This is a genomic window from Marinomonas spartinae, assembly GCF_900089775.1.
Taxonomy (GTDB): domain Bacteria; phylum Pseudomonadota; class Gammaproteobacteria; order Pseudomonadales; family Marinomonadaceae; genus Marinomonas; species Marinomonas spartinae.
This window is the reverse complement of record NZ_FLOB01000011.1, coordinates 1-19,241: the sequence shown is the minus strand read 5'-3', so window position 1 is coordinate 19,241 and position 19,241 is coordinate 1. Positions and strand designations below refer to the sequence as shown.

Annotated in this window: 20 protein-coding genes; 12 read left to right on the top strand and 8 right to left on the bottom strand. The window is 46.5% G+C overall.

Annotated elements, in window-relative coordinates:
• Position 1 precedes the first annotated feature (1 nt).
• From MSP8886_RS17435 to MSP8886_RS17400, 8 genes are all read left to right on the top strand, one after another.
• Entirely contained in the window at positions 2–742 is a 741-nt protein-coding gene (locus MSP8886_RS17435; RefSeq protein WP_067018820.1) for an SDR family NAD(P)-dependent oxidoreductase, read from the top strand.
• 48 nt (positions 743–790) lie between these two features.
• The gene (locus MSP8886_RS17430) at positions 791–2,044 is read left to right on the top strand and encodes an NAD(P)/FAD-dependent oxidoreductase (RefSeq protein WP_067018818.1); all 1,254 of its coding nucleotides are present in this window, start codon (positions 791–793) and stop codon (positions 2,042–2,044) included.
• Entirely contained in the window at positions 2,035–2,823 is a 789-nt protein-coding gene (locus tag MSP8886_RS17425; protein WP_067018815.1) for a DUF1365 domain-containing protein, read from the top strand. Before MSP8886_RS17430 ends, MSP8886_RS17425 begins: the two co-directional genes overlap by 10 nt.
• Positions 2,824–2,866: 43 nt before the next feature.
• On the top strand, positions 2,867–4,135 hold the full coding sequence (locus MSP8886_RS17420; protein WP_067018814.1) for an SAM-dependent methyltransferase: 1,269 nt from the start codon (positions 2,867–2,869) through the stop codon (positions 4,133–4,135).
• A gap of 5 nt (positions 4,136–4,140) precedes the next feature.
• Positions 4,141–4,671 carry a DUF2878 domain-containing protein gene (locus tag MSP8886_RS17415; protein WP_245659131.1) on the top strand — a complete coding sequence of 177 codons (531 nt, stop codon included), beginning with the start codon at positions 4,141–4,143 and terminating at the stop codon, positions 4,669–4,671.
• On the top strand, positions 4,664–5,422 hold the full coding sequence (locus MSP8886_RS17410) for a hypothetical protein (protein ID WP_139063175.1): 759 nt from the start codon (positions 4,664–4,666) through the stop codon (positions 5,420–5,422). The genes MSP8886_RS17415 and MSP8886_RS17410 overlap by 8 nt, the downstream gene beginning before the upstream one ends.
• A gap of 43 nt (positions 5,423–5,465) precedes the next feature.
• Positions 5,466–6,041, top strand: coding sequence for a DUF3833 domain-containing protein (locus MSP8886_RS17405; protein ID WP_245659130.1), 576 nt, complete (start codon positions 5,466–5,468; stop codon positions 6,039–6,041).
• A gap of 443 nt (positions 6,042–6,484) precedes the next feature.
• Entirely contained in the window at positions 6,485–6,838 is a 354-nt protein-coding gene (locus tag MSP8886_RS17400; protein ID WP_067018807.1) for a DUF6164 family protein, read from the top strand.
• Between the two features lie 59 nt (positions 6,839–6,897).
• On the opposite strand, the gene MSP8886_RS17395 is transcribed toward MSP8886_RS17400, so the two are convergent.
• Positions 6,898–7,314, bottom strand: a complete 417-nt coding sequence (locus MSP8886_RS17395; RefSeq protein WP_067018805.1) for a CBS domain-containing protein — start codon at positions 7,312–7,314, stop codon at positions 6,898–6,900.
• 129 nt (positions 7,315–7,443) lie between these two features.
• Entirely contained in the window at positions 7,444–8,394 is a 951-nt protein-coding gene (locus MSP8886_RS17390) for a DMT family transporter (protein ID WP_067018802.1), read from the bottom strand.
• Between the two features lie 120 nt (positions 8,395–8,514).
• On the opposite strand from MSP8886_RS17390, the gene MSP8886_RS17385 reads away from it, so the two are divergent.
• Complete coding sequence (locus MSP8886_RS17385; RefSeq protein ID WP_067018800.1) at positions 8,515–9,468, top strand: LysR family transcriptional regulator; 954 nt, start codon at positions 8,515–8,517, stop codon at positions 9,466–9,468.
• A gap of 66 nt (positions 9,469–9,534) precedes the next feature.
• Positions 9,535–10,521: a 23S rRNA (adenine(1618)-N(6))-methyltransferase RlmF gene (rlmF, locus tag MSP8886_RS17380; RefSeq protein ID WP_067018798.1), complete on the top strand. Its 987-nt coding sequence runs from the start codon at positions 9,535–9,537 to the stop codon at positions 10,519–10,521.
• Positions 10,522–10,551: 30 nt separating this feature from the next.
• Here the strand turns inward: rlmF and MSP8886_RS17375 are convergent, their stop codons facing one another.
• Together MSP8886_RS17375 and MSP8886_RS17370 are read right to left on the bottom strand one after the other, a co-directional pair.
• Positions 10,552–11,469: a pseudouridine-5'-phosphate glycosidase gene (locus tag MSP8886_RS17375; protein ID WP_067018797.1), complete on the bottom strand. Its 918-nt coding sequence runs from the start codon at positions 11,467–11,469 to the stop codon at positions 10,552–10,554.
• Positions 11,466–12,542 (bottom strand): PfkB family carbohydrate kinase, encoded by a 1,077-nt coding sequence (locus MSP8886_RS17370; protein WP_067019006.1) that lies wholly within the window; start codon positions 12,540–12,542, stop codon positions 11,466–11,468. The genes MSP8886_RS17375 and MSP8886_RS17370 overlap by 4 nt, the downstream gene beginning before the upstream one ends.
• A gap of 225 nt (positions 12,543–12,767) precedes the next feature.
• Between MSP8886_RS17370 and MSP8886_RS17365 the strand changes: the two genes are divergently transcribed.
• Entirely contained in the window at positions 12,768–13,487 is a 720-nt protein-coding gene (locus MSP8886_RS17365) for a 1-acylglycerol-3-phosphate O-acyltransferase (protein ID WP_067018795.1), read from the top strand.
• Here the strand turns inward: MSP8886_RS17365 and MSP8886_RS17360 are convergent.
• The 4 genes from MSP8886_RS17360 to MSP8886_RS17345 are packed head-to-tail and all read right to left on the bottom strand — an operon-like array spanning position 13,484 to position 18,033.
• Positions 13,484–14,845 carry a DUF3482 domain-containing protein gene (locus MSP8886_RS17360; RefSeq protein WP_067018793.1) on the bottom strand — a complete coding sequence of 454 codons (1,362 nt, stop codon included), beginning with the start codon at positions 14,843–14,845 and terminating at the stop codon, positions 13,484–13,486. The two genes, MSP8886_RS17365 and MSP8886_RS17360, sit on opposite strands and share 4 nt — an antisense overlap.
• Before the next feature lie 2 nt (positions 14,846–14,847).
• Entirely contained in the window at positions 14,848–16,257 is a 1,410-nt protein-coding gene (locus MSP8886_RS17355; RefSeq protein WP_067018791.1) for a DUF2868 domain-containing protein, read from the bottom strand.
• Positions 16,258–17,511, bottom strand: coding sequence for a cytosine deaminase (gene codA / locus MSP8886_RS17350; protein WP_067018789.1), 1,254 nt, complete (start codon positions 17,509–17,511; stop codon positions 16,258–16,260).
• A 45-nt stretch (positions 17,512–17,556) separates the two neighbouring features.
• Entirely contained in the window at positions 17,557–18,033 is a 477-nt protein-coding gene (locus MSP8886_RS17345; RefSeq protein WP_067018787.1) for an Lrp/AsnC family transcriptional regulator, read from the bottom strand.
• Positions 18,034–18,168: 135 nt separating this feature from the next.
• Here MSP8886_RS17345 and MSP8886_RS17340 point away from each other — a divergent pair, with 135 nt between their 5' ends.
• Positions 18,169–19,134, top strand: a complete 966-nt coding sequence (locus tag MSP8886_RS17340) for a DMT family transporter (RefSeq protein ID WP_067018785.1) — start codon at positions 18,169–18,171, stop codon at positions 19,132–19,134.
• Positions 19,135–19,241 lie beyond the last annotated feature (107 nt).

Here is a 19,241-nt window from a genome sequence, read left to right as displayed (position 1 = left end):
GATGAGTAGCAAAGGTGTGGTTTGGATTACCGGGGCGAGTTCCGGTATCGGTTTATCGCTGGCAAAGCGCTATCTCTATAATGGCTATCGGGTGATTGTCAGCGCTCGCCATAAAGGGGAACTGGCGCCCTTACTTGAACAAAATGACGAGTTAACTTTTATTCCGTTTGATGTGTCTGATAACACACAGATCGAGTCTGTTCGTGAGACATTGTTATCTCATACTGATCATTTAGATTGTGTCATTCTTAACGCGGGCACCTGCGAATATTTTGAAATTGATTCGCCAGACTGGGACATGATGCAGCGCATTATGTCAGTGAACTATTTGGGTTTGGTGCATTGTGTTGAAACCTGCTTGCCATTATTACGTAAAGCAGCGAATCCGCATATTGTGGGGGTCAGTTCCCAAGCGGTGCAAGCGGCGTTTACTAAAACTCAGGCCTATGGTGCCAGCAAAGCGGCTATTCGCTATTTTTTATCGTCGTTGCGTATCGATTTGAAAAAAGAAAATATCGACGTAACTTGCATTTTACCCGGCTTCGTCGATACCCCATTAACGCAAAAAAACACCTTTCCAATGCCGTTTTTGATGCCAGCAGAGCAAGCGGCCGCTCGCATTGAACGTGCCATAGAGCGACGTCCATACGAATACGCGTTTCCTAAACGTTTAAGTGTCATGCTTTGGCTTGGACGACACTTCCCAAAACTTTGGTCGGCGTTAACGGCCCCTAAAGAATAATGATTGATTGCACTTTCACTGATTGGAAAGTGTATGAGGAGAGAATGAGTGAAAATTGCCATAATTGGTTCGGGGATCTCTGGTTTAACCAGTGCTTACTTACTGCAGCAAGAGCACGAGGTGACCGTATTTGAGTCGGCAGAACGTATTGGTGGCCATACCGCAACGGTTCAGGTGAAAGAGGGTAATACAACACGGCATATCGACACGGGTTTTATTGTCTTTAATGACTGGACTTATCCAAATTTTATTCGCCTGATGGATGAGTTAGGTGTCGAGTCTATTCCCACCGAAATGAGCTTTAGTGTGAGCTGCCAAAGAACCGGATTGGAATACGGCGGAAATAATCTCAATACTTTGTTTGCTCAGCGTCGTAATCTTTTTAATCTGCCCTATTTGGGGATGCTAAAAGACATCATGCGTTTTAATAAGGAAGCCATTGCCGATCTGGAAAGTCATCGTTTAGAAGAAAGTGTGACGTTAGGGGAATATCTGAAGGAAAAAGGCTATGGCGACCTGTTTGCCAGTCATTATTTGATTCCCATGGGGAGTGCGATTTGGTCGTCTACCTTAGAGGAGATGATGGATTTTCCGTTGTTATTCTTTGTCCGTTTTTTCAAAAATCATGGATTATTGAGTGTCAATCATCGCCCTCAGTGGCGGGTGATCAAGGGTGGTTCTTCGGCTTATCTAACCCCCTTAGTGGCGGCCTTTAACGATAAGATTGTTCTCAATGCGAGAATTCGCCAAGTTGAACGCCTCTCAGACAGAGTGGTTGTGCATTTTGAGCAGGGCGAGGCGCAAACCTTTGATCAAGTGATTTTTGCTTGTCACAGTGATGAGGCCTTGGCTTTACTGGCAGACCCAAGCCAAGATGAAACGGCGATCCTATCGGCTATCCCATATCGAAATAACGAAGTGATATTGCACTCTGACACGCAACTATTGCCTAAGAAAAAGTTGGCATGGTCCAGTTGGAATTACTACCTAGGTCACGAACAAGGCAAACCCGCAACATTAAGCTACAACATGAATATATTGCAGCGCTTTGCCAGCGATACCACCTACATTGTGAGTTTAAATCAAACCGACCTGATCGATGCCAGTAAAATTCTAGGGCGTTTTCATTACGCGCATCCCACTTTCACCTTGGAAGGTATTAAGGCTCAAAATCGCTGGCAAGAAATCAACGGTGTCAATCGTACTTGGTTTTGTGGTGCTTATTGGCGCAATGGTTTCCACGAAGATGGATGTTGGAGTGGGGTTCGCGTTGCGCAAGGCTTGGGGGTCGAATGGACGTAACTTCGCTTATTCAGCACAGTGGCATTTATCAAGGGATGGTGCGTCACCGTCGTTTCTCCCCCCGCCATCATGAATTTCGTTATCAAGTGTTCATGATGTATTTGGATCTGGATGAGTTAGACAGTGTATTGTCCTTGAGCCCTTGGTGGTCTGCGAAACCTTGGCATTTGGCGCGTTTTAACCGAGCCGATTATTTTGGTGATGAACAGCGACCACTGAAAGCCTGTGTGTTAGAGAAAGTGAATGAGACGCTAGGGACGAGCTTACAGGGAGCGGTGCGCATGCTCACCAACTGCCGCTATTTCGGGTTCATTATTAATCCCATCACTATCTACTACTGCTTTGATGAATATGAGCAATTAAATGCCATGTTAGTAGAAGTAACGAATACGCCTTGGGGAGAACGTATTGCGTATGTCTTATCTTGTGATCCGAGTTGCAATACGCAACGTATTCAATTTAACAAGCAGATGCATGTGTCGCCATTTCATCCGATGAATCATTTCTATGATTGGCGTAGTTCGACCCCCGATAAAAAATTGGCGATCCACATGCAAAATAAAGAACAAAGCGAAAAACAGCGCTGTGTGTTTGATGCGACCTTATCGTTAAAGCGCATCCCTGTGACAACTTCATCATTGGCTCGAGTGTTGTTTCACTACCCCATGATGACGATGAAAGTCGCCGCAGGTATTTATTGGCAAGCCGCTAAACTATGGTGGAAACGGGTGCCTTTTTACTCCCATCCAGGCGCTCCGTCGGAGAAGGCTCCGAAATAGAAACGCCCAGCAAAGAAATGGCATTTAACAAGAGGCATGGTGAATGAGTACAGTGAGTATGAGTAACCAAAAAGTAAAGCGTCGTCCTACTTGGTTTGACGGTGTTGCAAGACGCATGGTGTTTGCCATGTTAAATAAATTGGAAGTTGGCCACCTAACGCTTGAAGAGGAAGGTGAGCTATATGAGTTTGGGCAAATAAAAGACAACGCTGATTACATTGCGCATATAAAAGTACATGATAATGGTGCATATCGTGATATTTGTTTAAATAGCAGCATTGGTTCGGGTGAAGCCTACATGAAAGGCTGGTGGAGCAGCCCTGATATTGTGAGCGTGATTCGCTTGATGGTTGCAAATTTAAGTTTAATCAATCAAATGGATGCCAAACGCCCCATTTGGAGCCGACTTGCTGCTAAAATCGCCCATAAGCTTAATGCCAATACCCAGCGGGGCTCAAAGAAAAATATTTCAGCTCATTATGATCTTGGCAACGATTTTTTCTCCTTATTTTTAGACCCTACCATGATGTATTCGGCTGCAGTCTATCCAGATCGTGACGCCTCCTTGGAAGACGCTGCCACGCACAAGCTGGATCGGATTTGTCAGAAGCTGCACTTGAGTGAGCAAGATCATCTGTTAGAAATTGGGACTGGCTGGGGAGGCATGGCGATTCATGCCGCCAAATATTATGGCTGTAACGTGACCACCACAACCATTTCCCAAGAACAGTATGACTTTGCTAAAGCACGAGTCGAAGCGGAAGGCCTAAGCGGTCAAATTACCTTATTACTAAAAGACTACCGTGAACTCACCGGTCAATACGATAAGCTGGTTTCCATTGAAATGATTGAAGCCGTTGGTCACGAATACTACGACAGCTATTTCACTAAATGCAGTGATTTATTAAAGCCGAACGGTGTGATGGTGATTCAGGCGATCACCATTGCTGATCAGCGCTATGACTACGCACGCCGCTCCGTGGATTTCATTCAACGGTATATTTTTCCTGGAGGTTGTTTACCTTCTAACCAAGTCATTGCCCATAAAATTGCACAAAAGACCGATATGCAAATCATTGCCCTAGAGGATATCACAGAGCATTACGCGAAAACCTTGGCGGATTGGCGTGAACGTTTCCACGCCGCTCGACGAGAGGTGATGGACATGGGCTTTGATGATGTCTTTTTCCGTATGTGGGACTTTTACTTTGCCTATTGTGAAGGCGGGTTTAAAGAAAGAGCTATCAGTACGGGGCAGTTTGTGTTTGCTAAGCCAAACTACCGTGTTGCCCTAGCGAATATGAGTGAATAGAGGGCATGATGAAAACCTTGTGGCAAGCCATTTTGTTTCAAGCAACCTGGTTTGCTTGTGTACTTGGTGGCAGTGTTTATGGGGTGTTAGCGACTTTATTGTATTTATTTTTACATGATCATTACTTTTTAAAGAAACGTAAAGAATGGCAATTGATGCTATTGTTTTTCACCCTGGGTGTCATTGTCGACGGCTTGTTTTTCCACTTCCATGTCTTTTTATCCGCTCATAAAGAGACCGAATTAGCGGTGCTTCCACCGCTATGGCTATTATGTTTGTGGATTTGTGTGGCGACCTTGTTTGCTCATAGCTTGTCTTTTTTACAAGGGCGATATTGGTTGAGTGCTGGCTTGGGATTTGTTGGGCCAGTATTAAGCTACTTAACAGGATCGAATATGTCTGATATTGAACTAGCAAAGCCTTTGTGGATAACGCTGGTCAGCATAGGTGCTGTGTGGTCGCTTATTTTGCCGTTGGGTGTCTTTTTGTGTGATCAATGGGGATTATATTCTAATGAAGGTCGTATTCATGATTAGGTTATACGCTGGTCGTTTTCGGTTTGTTATTGCTCTTTTATTAGGGCTGACAAGTAGTCAGTGGGTATTAGCGGATGCATCTGTGGATCGAGTCGTAGGCAAAGCCTATGACCTAAAAACAGGAGCACTTTTGTACCGTGAAACACATACCCTGAATAATGAAATTCAGAATGTGGAATATTCCGAGCCAGATGGCCAAGTGTTCGGTCATAAGAAGATTGACTACAGTCAGTCGAAAACAGCGCCTAGTTATACTCAAGTGAATGAACGCAATGGAGAAATTGTAAAAGTGGTCTCTAATCCGCAGAAGATCACTATTTCATATCAAAAGAATCGTGAATCACAGCCAGAAGTGACTAGCTTACAATTTGAGCAAGGTATGGTGGTTGACGCTGGTTTTAATAATTTCATAAAAGAATATTGGCAGGCATTGAGTAACGGTACCAAGATGGATGTGAAGTTCATTGTGCCGAGTCGTCAGACAGATATTGGTTTCACGATTGCCCGCAGCCAATGTAAACCTGGGACGCAAAAAGGGGCTGAGTGCTTTTCCATGACGCCTCGGGCGTGGTGGGTGAAATTGTTAGTTGATCCGATTGTCGTTGCCTATGATCCAAGTGATAAGCGCTTATTACGCTATACCGGCCGTGGCAATGTAGCGAATAAAAATGGTGACTATCCAGATGTGGATATCCAATATCAATATTTAAAAGCCCCAGTAAAAGACAGTGGTCAAAAGGTCACGTCTTAGGAGGTGGTGATAAATATTCGACCAACCCAATAAGGAGATAGACATGGTGAAAGTGATGGCCAGAACCCTAATAGACAAAAAATGGCGAGTTTGCTTTTGGCTATTGGCCTTGGGGACGTTGAGTGCTTGCTCTAGCCCAAATGTAGAGCTTTACGCGAAAAATAAACCAGAATTCAAATTACAACAGTTCTTTAATGGGCCTTTAACGGCCCATGGCATTGTCAAAAACCGCAGTGGTGAGGTGATCCGTTATTTCAATGCCGATCTTGTTGGTTCATGGAAAAATGGTGTGGGGACGTTAAAGGAGCATTTCCTCTTTAATGATGGGGAAAAACAGCAACGCACTTGGACGCTCACTCCCACAAAAAATGGTCAATACGAATCGACTGCCGGTGATGTTGTTGGAAAAGGGTCGCTAAACATGGCTGGTAATGCGCTCTTTATGAAATACGTTCTGCAGGTGCCATATGATGGTGACGTAATCAATGTCAATGTGGATGATCGCATGTATATGGTGAATCCAAATGTGGTGATTAACGAATCCGTATTAAGTAAGTTTGGCTTTGATGTCGGTTATCTTACTCTAGTCATTGAGAAAAGAACGTCACCGGAATCCTAGGGCGAATAACCAACTTATTAAAAGCTAACTATTGGTTTTATTATATTAATCTATTTTTCCTTTTGTTGTGCTGGCGCTATAGTTAATTTAGCACTCAAGGAAGAGTGTAAGTGATTACCAACAATTATCACTGGCGGTTTGATGATGGCTAATTTTGCATTCAGCTTCATTCGCACTATCTAAGAAAATGGATGTTGTCAAAACAAAGTAGCGCGATGTTTTGTTCTGACGTTAGTTATTTGAAAGCCTTGCAATGTATAATAAAAGGCCACCCCTAGGGCTAGGGCACTCTCTGTAAAAGAGTGGCATTGTCCCTTTGGGTGGTTTTTTATTGGTGCGTTGCTGCTTGTAAAAGTTGTTTGTAAGTTGTATTTACCTCTGCCTTTTCTTATCCTTGCTGCGTTGTGTCTAATGTTTCTATTTTTTCTGATGAAAGGCGTGTAATGGCCACTCTTGTGTTTCGACTTAAATTTGTGCCTGAAGAAGAAGCGGATGATATTCGTCAGCTGCTAGCAGAGCACGATATTCCATTTTATGAAACCTCGGCAGGACGCTGGCAGATCTCTTTAGCAGGGATTTGGGTGAGAGATAAAGAGCAAGCACAGAAAGCCTTGGCGTTGATACGGGAAGATCAGATCAAGCGCATGAGTAATCGACCGCCACCGACTATGTGGGAGTGGATTTTAGGTTATTGCCAACACGCTCGGCAAAACCCCGCAGAAAGCCTTGTTACTTTGATCAGTGTTATTTTGGTGCTTGCGCTGACGATTTTGCCTTTTTGGGCGTTACTCAAATAATCATCTAAGGGGCTTTATCGATCTTTCCTGTGTTGTGAAAGTGTTATCTGCTGAGTCATTTAGACAGGCACACATTTTTCCTGACTGTGAATCAGTGCGGTGGTGACTTGTCGACGGGTTATGATGCCAATTAAGCGATTATCTTCTATTACCGGATAGACTTTTGGCTTGGCTTCAAGCATTAATTTTGCCACCTGTAATACATGTTCGTTTGGGTTGACTGTTAGCACCTCGCTTTGCATGACATCACCGACCCGCCTAGGCTCGTCACAGTAATACACACTTTGTACTAGGGCGGGAAGCATATCTTGCTCCGAGACAAAACCGATTAATTGCCCGTAGTTATCAGCCACGGGGGCGCCAGATAACTTATGTTGAGCCAGCCCTAATACACACTGTGTAATGCTGGTTTCTGGATGCACAAAGAAAGCGTCTTTTGACATCACGTCTTTGACTAACAGTGTTTTCCCCTTCATATGGCTCTCTCCAGTTGACTCAACACCAAACGATTTTGCTGCTCCTTTCAGTCTAGTGGTAGATGCTTTATCCCGCTCTGTTCATCGAGATAAAAATTGTTGTTTTTCTTTAACATTTTGTTGTCTTTGTTAACTGGTGGCGAGTGTGCGTTTGCGTCGTGCCATGGACACGCTTAAAAACTGTACACTGATGGCGCTGGCCACGACCATTAACATCCCGAATAGGCTCAGTGCATCCGCATGGGATGAGGTGATAAGAGAAGGCCACCAGCCGAGTAACACACACAATTCCGTTAACACAAACGCCGTAACAGGAGTGAGGGCGATAGCGGCACTCACCTGTACCGTTTGCCAGTAGCGTAATGCCTGGGCGAATGCGCCATAGGCAATCAAGGTGTTGAGACAGCAAAACCCTGTTACCAGCCAATCGCTTAGCGAAATGCCAGAAAACTGGCTTGGTGAGGTAAATGGCAGCATCACAATGGCGGCATAGACATAGACCCCCAATAAAATATTGGAAGGGGATAAGCGGCTAAATAACGATTTTTGGAGCAAGGCGTAGATGGACCAAGCCATGGCGGAGACCTGTATGATCGCAAAGCCCACCCAAATGGTATCGGCCTGTTGTGTCCCAAAAACAGGGTGGAAGAAGGTCAGCATGCCGATGCCTAAGGTAAGAAAACACAGCCACTGTAACCCACTGACTTTTTCTTTGAGAAAGAAAAGACCGCCCAGTGCGAGAAACAAGGGGGCGAACTGAAAACTCAGTTGTGCCGAACCAGGCAGTAAATACCGCAAGCTCCAAGCGAAGCTGGTGTAATTGATGATTAAAAAACTGCCTGTGGCGATGAGTCTGCCGTAATCACGACGTGTTAAGTGGCGAAACTCAGACAGTTTACCCCGTTGCCATTGCCATAGGCCAAGAATAATTCCCGCCACGAAAAAGCGCAGCCAAGTCAAGGTAATGGGATCAGCAAACCCAGAGGTGAGCTTGAGTGCAATCGCCAACATGCCCCAAAATAGAATGGTAATAACGCTGAAAAAAAGTCCATATAAAAAAAGCTGTTTTGGCGTTTGCATTGGGAATCCTTGGTCAGAAAAGTGTCAGTCATGTTTTCTTATCACCATCATGACTTTCTTTATTGATGAAATCCAATGCATAATCATGCTAACTATTATGCATAAATCGGGTTTTGCTCAATGTTATCGAACGCCTTACAACAATTGGATTTAAAAACACTGACTGGGCTGTTGTATTTGTTGGAGGAACGGCATGTTGGTCGAGCCGCCGCCCGGCTTAATCTGAGTCAATCGGCGATGAGTCGCTTATTGAATCGGTTACGAGAAGCATTTGACGATCCTTTGTTTATTCGCACCGCTCAAGCCATGGTGCCCACCGCTAAGGCGATGACGTTAGAGACGCCGATCAGGCAAATGCTACAAAAAATAGCCAGCTTAGACGAAAGCTATGCGTTTTCCCCCCATTCCAGTGAGCGAGTGTTTCGTCTGCAAACCACCCATTATCAGGCTCAAGCTTATGTCCCTGCGATTGCCGAGCGTTTTTATCAAGCCGCGCCCCATGCCATATTAGAAACCAGTACCCTCACAGAAGCGAGCTTATTAAGCCCAGCACAACCCCGTGTGGATGTGGTGTTGTGCAGTGAATATGTGCAAGTGCCGACGTATTTTGAAACCAAGCTACTGGGTTATGAAACGTTTCGCTGTTTGATGGCAAAAGATCACCCGTTGGCAAGGCAGGACAGCATTAGTATGGACGACTATTTGGCGTATTCGCACATACTGGTCACCATGGGTGGCTCTGGATGGGTGATCAGTGACAGTGTGCTAGGGGAGCGCGCTCAAGAACGACGTTTTGCTTTGCGTACGCCTTATTTTCTGGCCGCGTTAGAAACCGTTGGCAGGACACAGCTACTGATGAGTACCAGCGGCCTGTTACCTGAACGTTTTCAAGAACAGTTTGGCTTGGTTATGAAGCCTTTGCCCGTTGCGTTTCCCGATATTCGCTATTTTATTGGTTGGTCAAAATTTGTCTCGCAAGACCCTGCGGCTACTTGGTTCCGTCAGCTGGTGAGAGAGGTGGCAACCAGCTTGATTCCTTATCCTGAATCCGTGAGAGATGAAGGAGAGATTTAAGGCCGTCTTTCACTGTACGGGGTAATTTCGGGTATACTGATTTTTTGCTCCAGTATTGACGGTATTATGGCGTTTTCGAAAAACAAATCCTTATCGGGTAAACGTTCGAATAAGTTAGAACTGCACCCTCGCAATCCCCATCAAGCGCGTTATAACTTTGCGCTACTGGCCGACTCATGCCCTGAGTTAGCCCCTTTTGTTCGGGTGAATCAATATGGTAATGAGTCCATCGATTTTGCTAATCCCGAGGCGGTCAAAATGCTCAATCGGGCTCTGTTGAGTCACTTTTACGGGGTGTCGTTCTGGGATATTCCACCAGGGTATCTTTGCCCGCCGATTCCTGGGCGAGCAGATTATATTCATTACTTGGCTGATTTGCTGGCAGCCAGTAATAACGGTGTGGTACCACGAGGGAAGGGCGTCAAGGTGTTGGATGTGGGAGTGGGCGCCAATTGTGTGTACCCCATTATTGGCCATCAAGAATACGGCTGGCAATTTGTCGGCTCCGATGTGAACCCTGTGGCCGTTGTCACCTCGGAAACCATCGTAAAATCCAACTCTTGTTTAAAAGGCGTGGTCAGCATCCGTCTGCAATCCCAACCAAGTAAATTATTTGATGGTATTTGGCAAGGCAAAGAGCGCTTTGATCTTGTGCTTTGTAATCCACCATTTCATACCAGTGAATCGGCGATGGTAGGGGAAACCAAACGCAAATGGCGTGGAGTGAAAGGTGACGCTTCCAAAACGGAAAAGCCTGTGTTGAATTTTGGTGGTACAGCGGCTGAATTATGGTGTGAAGGCGGTGAGGCGGGTTTTGTCTCACGTATGGTCAAAGAAAGTGTGCAATACGCTGATCGCTGTTTTTGGTTTACCTCCTTGGTAGCACGGCAGAGTCATCTAGAGACAATTTATCGGGTGTTAAAAGACGTTGGCGCGACACAAGTACGCACCATTAAGATGGCACAGGGTCAAAAAGTCAGTCGGTTTGTCGCCTGGAGCTTTTTGGATGAGAATCAAATGGCGTATTGGCAAGACAACTACTGGAAAAGCTAATGGTCTTGCCGAGTCGATAAATGGGCGTGTTTAGTGATAAGCGCAAAGTTTTTTAGCAACCTTAGTGGCCAGTTGCGCGTTATTAAACACAAGGCGAATATTGCTCGCTAAACTGTTCCCACCGGTTAACTCTGCCACCCGAGCCAATAAAAAAGGGGTGGAATCCTTGCCAGAAATCCCTTGTTCGTCTAGTTCGCTCAGTGCCTGATTAACGGCCTTGTCGATGGTCGTTTTGTCCATGGCGAATTCTTCTGGAATCGGGTTGGCAATGACCGCTCCTCCATGCAGATTCATGCTCCATTTTGCCTGCAGGAATTCCCCAATGCTTTCCGGTGTAGGCATCGTAAAGTCGACTGTTTGGTCACTTTCGCGTGTGTAAAACGCAGGTAGGGATTCGGTTTGATAACCCAATACGGGCACACCATGGGTTTCCAAATATTCCCGTGTTAACGCCAGATCCAAAATGGATTTTGCCCCTGCACACACCACAGCCACATTGGTTTGTGCCAGTTCTTGCAAGTCAGCGGAAATATCGAAAGTTTGCTGAGCGCCACGGTGCACGCCACCAATGCCTCCGGTTGCAAAGACCTTAATGCCCGCCATGGCGGCGATAATCATGGTAGCAGCGACGGTGGTGGCGCCATGTTGTTTCGTGGCGACCACATAAGGCAAGTCGCGGCGTGAGCATTTGGTTACCGATAAACCTGCTTGGCCTAATACATCAATTTCCGCTTCGCTTAACCCCGCCTTTAAACGGCCATCAATAATCGCAATGGTGGCGGGAACGGCGCCGTTGTCGCGAATGATTTGCTCCACTTGTTTCGCCGTTTGGGCGTTCTCAGGCCATGGCATACCATGGGAGATAATAGTACTTTCCAAAGCCACGACGGGCAGGTTGTTAGCAAGTGCGTGAGCCACTTCAGGGCTAATGTCTAAATACGTATTCATCGCGTTTTAATCCATTCTTGTATGTTATGTGGGGTAAAATGGGGGTGGTTAGCGTGCTGAGATTCCAAGGTTATACCTGCACAGGCAAGGCTGAATTCCAGCTGTTGTTGGCGTGGCCAGCTTTGGCTTTGAGCGTACATAAAGCCTGCTAACAGGGCATCGCCGGCACCTGTATCACTAATCGGTGACGTGCTATAGCAAGGTACTAGAAGACTTTGCTCGGCATCTTGATAGAGCAGTCCCTGACTACCTAAGCTGAGTAACACGGCGCTGACTCCTTTGGCTTGCAGGGCTTGAGCAAGATTTTTAGGATCGTCTTCCGAACTTTCTAAAATGGCACGTGCTTCGTCTTGATTGACCTTGAGCAAGTCGAGTTTTGATAACACAGACCGGAGCCGTGGCGCTTTGGTTGCGGATACCGCATCGGCAATCAAAAAGGCTTGAAAGTCTTGCTCGCTGAACCATTCAATGGCACTGAGGCTTAAATTGGCTTCGATCAGAATGTATTGGGAGGCGTGAAAAAGAGGGGACTTGCTGCTGAGTAACGGTTCGTCGAGGGCATCAATAATATGCATATCGGCGATAGCAGCAACCAATTGACCTTGGTGATCATTCACGGCCAAATAGGTGCTGGTGGGATAATCGGGGTGACGAATCACATGTTGAGTATTGACGCCGGAAAGTCGTGTTTGCTCCAGCATCCAATCACCAGAGGCATCTAAGCCAGCTATAGACACGAGGGAGGCATTGAGTCCAAGCCTTGCCAAGTTTTCTGCAATATTGCGCCCCACACCACCTGGACTTTGCGACACACTTCCTGGGTTGGAATCGTGTGGTAGGAGTGTCGTGGCGCTTTTACCATGAATATCCAGATTACTCCCGCCGACAACCACGATATTGTCTTGCTCCGGCACTATATAGCCTTTTCCCAAAATGAGCCCTTGTCGAGTCAGACGCATAATGTGGCCAGCAATGGACTCTCGACTCATGCCAAGCATATCGGCGAGCTGTTGTTGAGACGCCATGGGGTGACGCTTTACGGCATCAAAAACGCGAGACTCTATTTCAGTCATATTAGCACCATTAACTAATGTTATTGATTTAAACATAAGTTAATATCTCTATTAAGGTCAAGTAAAAAGAATAAAAAATAACCCGTTTTATGATAGTGGAAGGGGTTCTGCTGTGGTTGAAAAGTATCCATTACGATAGAAACCTTCCCTAGACTTGGGTTGCTTTCAGACGCCTACAGGATAAAATCAGATTCATTATTATTTTAGGGTAAGGTAAACGTTATTATGTTGTTTCTAATACGGATATTTTTATTATGCCTACTAATTCTTGGGGTGACACTGGGCGGTATTATTATGTGCCTGTGTACCTTAACCTCAAAAGATAGGGTGTATCGTTTAGGTAAGATATTCTCTAAAGTGGCGACCTTGTTTGGCTTATCCGTAGAGGGGCGAGTAGCACCAGAAGCTGAAGTCGTTTCGCAAGCTGTGTATATTGCCAACCACCAGAATAACTTTGACCTGTTCACTGTGGCTGCGGTTTTTCCTAAAGGTACGGTGACGGTAGGGAAAACTAGCCTGCGTTGGATTCCTTTCTTTGGAGCCTTGTATTGGGCGAGTGGCAATATTCTTATTAACCGTAATAACCGCAAAAAAGCCATCAAAACAATTGATCAAGTAGTGGACAGTATGAAATCGACTGGATTGTCTATCTGGATGTTTCCAGAAGGCTCCCGTAGTCGAGGGCGTGGCTGGTTGCCTTTTAAACGTGGTGCTTTTCATGCGGCGGTTCAAGCGGGCGTGCCTGTTATCCCTGTGGTGTGCAGTAATACCCATGAACAGGTGAAACTAAACCGTTGGCATAATGGGAAAGTGATTGTTGAGATGCTGCCACCTATTAGCACGGAGGGATTAAAGGAAACCGATGTGGTGAAGCTCATGAAGCAATGTGAGTCACAAATGCATGAAACAAAAGCGCGTTTGGACGAGGAGCTCGCCAAGCGTTAGTGGTTTTTTGCTATCTCTAGAAGCTGTTCCGTCATGGCGGCTTTGAGAGCGTGATTCGCTGGTAAGCTTTGTGTCGCCCATTCTGGATGTTGACGCGCTTTTTTCCACAGCGGTTTTATCGCGTTAATAATGGTTTTGTTGGTGTCGTTATCGTCTTGCTTATTGAGCGTAAAGGCGCGTTGTGAGGCATGACCCCGTTGGTCTAAATGAGCAATTAAGGCTAGGCCGCGTAAACACAAGAGGCTCAATGTAGCACTGTCTGCACACAAATAATGGCGCTTGGTAAACTTGCTTTTCAGTGTGTCTTTATAGTGTCGTCCCGTTTGCCATGAGGCACCAAGGATCGCCCCTAAGGAAGTGGCGGCACCAAGGGATAAGCCGCCGGTCATCACATCCACCCCCGCGCCAATGGCGGCCCCCGTCATGGCGCTAGCCCCCGTGCTCACGCCCCATGCTTTGAGTGTATCGAGCGCAAAGATATCCTGTTGCCACTGGCCACTTTGCACAGAGAATGCCGCTGGCATGACATCCTCTTCACGAAACTCATAGAGAGTTAATAATGAATGGATAAATTGACTTTCTAGTTGGCGAATCTGTTGTTCAAAGGCTGTGGCATCGTCTGGTGCTGGTGGGTATCGGTCACATACTTTGCGACTACTAGCGGCCTGAATCAGTAAATTGGCAAGGTTGTCGATGGCGAAGGTTTTGCGTGAACGTGCGGCTTCTTCTCGGCTGATGAGCAGTGTTTCTATGTCATCATAGTGGTCTGGCATCAAGCTTTGTAAACTCTGATAAAGGCGTTTTTCATCTTCAAAATAAAAGGCGACAGAATCGTAACGCACAACCGCATGAAGGTGGCGCTCTGCTAATACTTGTCGCCATGATGCTAAGTGCACGCTATCGGAGGCGCTAAAGTTTAAAATGGGCACAATGGGTTTACTGGCGCTGGCGAGTAGGGTGAGTTCGTCAAGATATTTCCCCAGCGGTGCTTGGCGAATGTCGATCACGTAGAGGATGATATCGCATTGGTTGAGCTGTTTAAGAATCTTGGCTTCTTGTTCGAAGTGGTCTTCTGCTAAATGACTTTGACAGAAGGGGGCGATCCAACGGTTCCCTGGGTATTGATCAAAGGGGGCTTGTTGGCGCGCTTCCCATAAGCCAATCGAGTCTTCAAAGCCGGGGGTATCAATTAAGGTCAATAAGGTTTTGTTATTCACCTTGATAGCGACGCTTTCCACATGGCGTGTGGTGCCAGCTTGATTACTGATTTCGCCAAAATTCTGTTGGCGTAGCAAGGTTCGAATCAGCGAGGTTTTGCCTGTATTCGCGTGACCAACGACTAACAGTGAAATCGACATGGCTATTCCTCCTCAGCGAAACGAAAGATAGAATCAGGGTGAATGCCTGCTTCTAATCCAGTGCGTAACCAAGCGTCGACAAACAGTGACGTACTTTTCCCTTCATCCCCTTCATCTGCGTGTTCGCGAATTACCAGAGACACGTTAGGGTGCGCGCTGACCGCTTGAGAAAGAAAGCGTCGTGAGCCTCGGTCTGGGCTGTGTGTACCATCAACCAAAAGATAAAGCGGCTTGTGGTAAGTGGCCTGTAAAAAGACCTGTTGCTGCGTGGCATCGTTCAATACCATCTGTTCTTCCGCCCCATAAAGGCTTTCTGGGATGGCTTGGCTCCATTCAAATAGGCCCCAAATTTGCCCAAGGGCATGGGCGTCTAATGGCTGAATGACCGGGTTTTCAGAGTGGGTTGCCTTGTTTACTGAAGCAGGAGATGGAACCGCTCTCTCTTTATCAACCACACGTGCTTCGCTTTGTTCTTTATAGCGTCGTTCAATGGCTTGTTCTTGGCTGTTCTTAGGGAGGGTTAAGCGTTTTATTCGATACATAACGATACTTAAAATACTCAATAAAAGGCGAGGTAGAACACCATAAAGCATGATACTGGCAAGCAACAATGTCGCCCAATGCTGACGAGTGCTGGCGGCTTGTGACACCATGTCCACACGGCTGGCCAGTATGTCCAGTTGGTTGGGAACGCTAATGCCAAGCCAATGAGGTAGCGCGCTCAGTTGCTGAGTGATCCAGAGAAATTGCTGGTCGCCTAATAGAGTCGTCTCCCAAACAAAATTGACTTGATTCGTGAGCAGGAGCAGCAAGGTCATTAAAAAACCAGCCAGTAAATAGCTGAACCAAGCAATGTGTGAAATAGAACTTAATAGCCATTTATTAGAATGAGCAGGACACTGCCAATGCCAAAAAGCCGAACTGGCATCTGTGTTGATATTGGAGTGCTTGCTGACCTTATTATTAATGAAGATTAAGCTGGTCAGTAACACGCCTTTTGACTGTCTGGTGTTGTTACCCAGTGCTAACATGCCAATCAACCAAATGATTAGGTTAAGACCATGAAACCCCAGCATCACGATCAATAACCAAAAGATATTCACCTTGCCAGAAGATGACACAGCGAAGGCTGGGGGAACGGCCAATAGGCCCAAAAGAAACGTCACAGCGAACAGAAAATAAAGGCCCAGTTTAAAATAGCGTTGTAGTTGTTCGCATTGTGCCAAGTAGCTTTTGGTCGGCTTCGTCTCTGCTTGTACGTTCTTGCCAAAGGGACGAGCGCTTTTCGTTTGCGGATCATCCAGTTTACTTAAGGCACCCTCAAGATTGGCTGCACGACTGGGTAAGCGAAAGTCGGTGTGACTTTCTAACCAAGCCGCGATAGACAGCTTTCCACGTGTAGACAAAGCCATTTACAAAGATACTCGTTGGATCACAGTAGACGGTTGTCGTTGCATCAAAATCTTACCGTGACGCATATTGAATAATACCTCTCCTTGATTGCGTAGGACGCTGTAATCGTCTTCCCCACTGAGTAAAATGCCGTTGGCAGGATGACCTTCTTTCACACCGTAACTTTTCAATTGCATCAGTTTAGCACTGTTGTCGGTAATAAAATCTAATGCATGAACGAAATCGTCATAGCCCATCATTTGACAGATATGCAGTCCAAAATCCAAGGAGCGTAATAACTTGCCGTTACCCAGAGAATACCAAGGGTCGAAGATGGAATCCTGTGCGAAGCCCACATTCATGCCAGCGGCGGTAAGTTCTTTGACACGGGTTAAACCACGGCGTTTCGGGTAGGAATCAAAGCGGCCTTGCAAGTGAATGCTTTCCGTTGGACAGGAAACAAAGTGAATGCTGGAATGCTTTAACAAGCGGAACAGTTTGGAGCAGTAGGCATTATCGTAAGAATGCATGGCGGTAGTGTGGCTGGCCGTCACGCGGTCGCCTATGCCTGCTTGCATGGCTTCATGGGCTAAAAATTCTAGGAAACGCGAGTTTGGATCATCGATTTCATCGCAATGCACATCCACCAAACGATCGTATTTGAGCGCGAGTTGAATCAGGGTTTTTACAGATTTTTCGCCCAGTTCGCGGGTGTATTCAAAATGCGGAATGCCACCAACCACATCCGCACCGATTTCCATGGCTTCTGTCATCAAGGCTTCGCCATTGGGGTAGGAATGGATGCCTTCCTGCGGAAACGCGACCACCTGAATATCGAGCACATCTTTTAGTTCGTCACGCAGTTCGCACAGGGTGCTCATGGCAACCAAAGAGGGATCTGTGGTGTCGATATGAGTGCGAATATGCTGCACGCCATTGTCAATCAGCATGGCTAAGGTGTCTTTCACGCGGCGACGGATGTCGTCGGGGCTTAGCATGGGTTTACGTTGCGACCAACGTTCGATGCCCTCGAACAAGGTACCGCTGCGGTTCCATTCTGGTTCCCCCGCCGTCAGAGCGGCATCGAGATGGATATGGGGCTCAACAAAAGGCGCACAAAACAGCTTACCTTGGGCGTCAATATCGTCGCCAGCAGTGGAGGCGTCTAAAACGACGGGCTGGTCTTGTTGTTGAATTGAAGCAAACAGACCGTTTTCGACTATGATGGTATAAAGTGCTGTTTGCTGTCTTAAGCGTGCATTGATGATCTTCACTTTCCACTCTCCTGATACATCGTTACTGTTAGTAACCCTAGTCGCCTAGGCTTTTGTTTTACCTGATGCTTTTGCTAAAGGCAAAGGGGCGGCTGTTTTTACTGAGCGAATGGCAAAATGACTTTGAATGTCTTTTACATGGGGTAACGATTGCAAGGCTTTTAAAATGCGCTCGTAATCTTGTAAATCCACTGCCACCACTTCCAAACGATAATCTGCTATACCAGACACTAAATGTGCGCTGATAATGTCGTCCATTGCTAAAATCGCGTTTTCAAAGGCAATGTGTTTGTCGTCCGCATGGCTTTTTAAGCGTACTTCGACAAATACCGTCATGGAAAAGCCCGCTTTCTGCCGATCAATACGAGCATGGTAGCCCTTGATGACACCGGCGTCTTCTAGTTGCTTCACACGGCGCAAACAAGGGGAGGGGGAAAGATGAATTTCCTCAGCCAACGCCACGTTGGTTAGCCGTCCATCGGATTGCAGATGAGAGAGTATTTCTAAGTCAGTTTTATCCATTTTGGCACACTTAGTATTTTATCTATTAGATATAGGCATCTTATGCTAAAAATCTTACTTTTTGGAGTGTGAATAGCAAGGACATGCTCCCCCATCTACCTTGATAATACGTTAACTCAGTTTAGCGAGGTGGATATGTCTCAGGTCGTCACACACAACACGTCATCAAATGTGGCTCAAGAGCCACCCAAATACAAACAATACGCCACAGGCTGGGGCTTTCGCTTTGGGTTGGTCGCCGCCTTGGTGAGCATCTTTATTTGGGCCTCTTGGCTGGTGAGCATGCGTGCTGGTATGACCAACACTTTGACGGCGTTCGATCTTGGACTTTTACGATACTCGCCGCCCGCTCTGTTGCTGTTTCCTTTTTTGTGGCGCGCTAGAGCGCAAGTCAAAGCCGTATCACCTATACTATTATTGGGTATTGTCTGCGGTGCAGGTTTGCCGTTTTTCTACCTAAGCGCCACAGGCTTGAAATACGCGCCAGCGTCCCATGCTGGTTTGTTGATTCTTGGGGCTTTTCCCTTCTTCGTCACCATGTTAGCCGTACTTTTCTATCAAGAAAAAGTCAGCCGTGAGCGCAAGATAGGTTTGAGCTTGGTCAGCATTGGTGTATTGGTCTTACTCAGCTTGTCATTACTCACTGCCTCAGAAAATACATGGAAAGGCGATTTGTTACTGCTTGCCGCGAGCTTTTTTTGGGCGGTGTATACCGTAAGCTTACGGATTGCGGGATTGCCGCCTTTGGTATCCACTGCGCTGATGGGCTTGGTTTCATTAATTGTGTTGGCTTTCTTATGGGCTACGGGACTGGCTTCAAGCGGCTTGGCTGATGCTTCTTGGGACATGTTGGCGGGTCAACTGGTTGTGCAAAGTCTATTAGTGGGGTTATTAACAGGCTTCACCTATGGTTACGCTATCCATAAATTGGGGGCAGAAAATATGGCGGCCATCGGTGCCTTTACTCCTGTCCTCGCGGCATTGATCGCTATTCCTGTGCTGGGTGAACGCCTAGAAGGCTATTCCATTGTTGGTCTGGTACTTGTCAGTATCGGCGTTGTCATCGCCAGCGGAATATTGAAAAGTAAGCGTTCATTCTAGGGAGTCATTGACAGCCACTGACTCAGAGCAATGGCGATTTCAACGGCTTGTCTGCGAACAGGTGCTTCCAGCGCCTTGGAGTTAAGTCGGCCACGTCTTTTGCAGGG

What these genes read in the sequence shown, in the direction of transcription:
- MSP8886_RS17345 (WP_067018787.1), bottom strand. Translation starts at nt 18,033, where the DNA reads ATGGATAAAACTGACTTAGAAATACTCTCTCATCTGCAATCCGATGGA.
- MSP8886_RS17385 (WP_067018800.1), top strand. Translation starts at nt 8,515, where the DNA reads ATGTTATCGAACGCCTTACAACAATTGGATTTAAAAACACTGACTGGG.
- MSP8886_RS17370 (WP_067019006.1), bottom strand. Translation starts at nt 12,542, where the DNA reads ATGACTGAAATAGAGTCTCGCGTTTTTGATGCCGTAAAGCGTCACCCC.
- MSP8886_RS17355 (WP_067018791.1), bottom strand. Translation starts at nt 16,257, where the DNA reads ATGGCTTTGTCTACACGTGGAAAGCTGTCTATCGCGGCTTGGTTAGAA.
- MSP8886_RS17390 (WP_067018802.1), bottom strand. Translation starts at nt 8,394, where the DNA reads ATGCAAACGCCAAAACAGCTTTTTTTATATGGACTTTTTTTCAGCGTT.
- MSP8886_RS17405 (WP_245659130.1), top strand. Translation starts at nt 5,466, where the DNA reads ATGGTGAAAGTGATGGCCAGAACCCTAATAGACAAAAAATGGCGAGTT.
- MSP8886_RS17375 (WP_067018797.1), bottom strand. Translation starts at nt 11,469, where the DNA reads ATGAATACGTATTTAGACATTAGCCCTGAAGTGGCTCACGCACTTGCT.
- MSP8886_RS17340 (WP_067018785.1), top strand. Translation starts at nt 18,169, where the DNA reads ATGTCTCAGGTCGTCACACACAACACGTCATCAAATGTGGCTCAAGAG.
- MSP8886_RS17400 (WP_067018807.1), top strand. Translation starts at nt 6,485, where the DNA reads ATGGCCACTCTTGTGTTTCGACTTAAATTTGTGCCTGAAGAAGAAGCG.
- MSP8886_RS17425 (WP_067018815.1), top strand. Translation starts at nt 2,035, where the DNA reads ATGGACGTAACTTCGCTTATTCAGCACAGTGGCATTTATCAAGGGATG.
- rlmF (WP_067018798.1), top strand. Translation starts at nt 9,535, where the DNA reads ATGGCGTTTTCGAAAAACAAATCCTTATCGGGTAAACGTTCGAATAAG.
- MSP8886_RS17435 (WP_067018820.1), top strand. Translation starts at nt 2, where the DNA reads ATGAGTAGCAAAGGTGTGGTTTGGATTACCGGGGCGAGTTCCGGTATC.
- MSP8886_RS17420 (WP_067018814.1), top strand. Translation starts at nt 2,867, where the DNA reads ATGAGTACAGTGAGTATGAGTAACCAAAAAGTAAAGCGTCGTCCTACT.
- MSP8886_RS17415 (WP_245659131.1), top strand. Translation starts at nt 4,141, where the DNA reads ATGATGAAAACCTTGTGGCAAGCCATTTTGTTTCAAGCAACCTGGTTT.
- MSP8886_RS17365 (WP_067018795.1), top strand. Translation starts at nt 12,768, where the DNA reads ATGTTGTTTCTAATACGGATATTTTTATTATGCCTACTAATTCTTGGG.
- MSP8886_RS17360 (WP_067018793.1), bottom strand. Translation starts at nt 14,845, where the DNA reads ATGTCGATTTCACTGTTAGTCGTTGGTCACGCGAATACAGGCAAAACC.
- MSP8886_RS17395 (WP_067018805.1), bottom strand. Translation starts at nt 7,314, where the DNA reads ATGAAGGGGAAAACACTGTTAGTCAAAGACGTGATGTCAAAAGACGCT.
- MSP8886_RS17410 (WP_139063175.1), top strand. Translation starts at nt 4,664, where the DNA reads ATGATTAGGTTATACGCTGGTCGTTTTCGGTTTGTTATTGCTCTTTTA.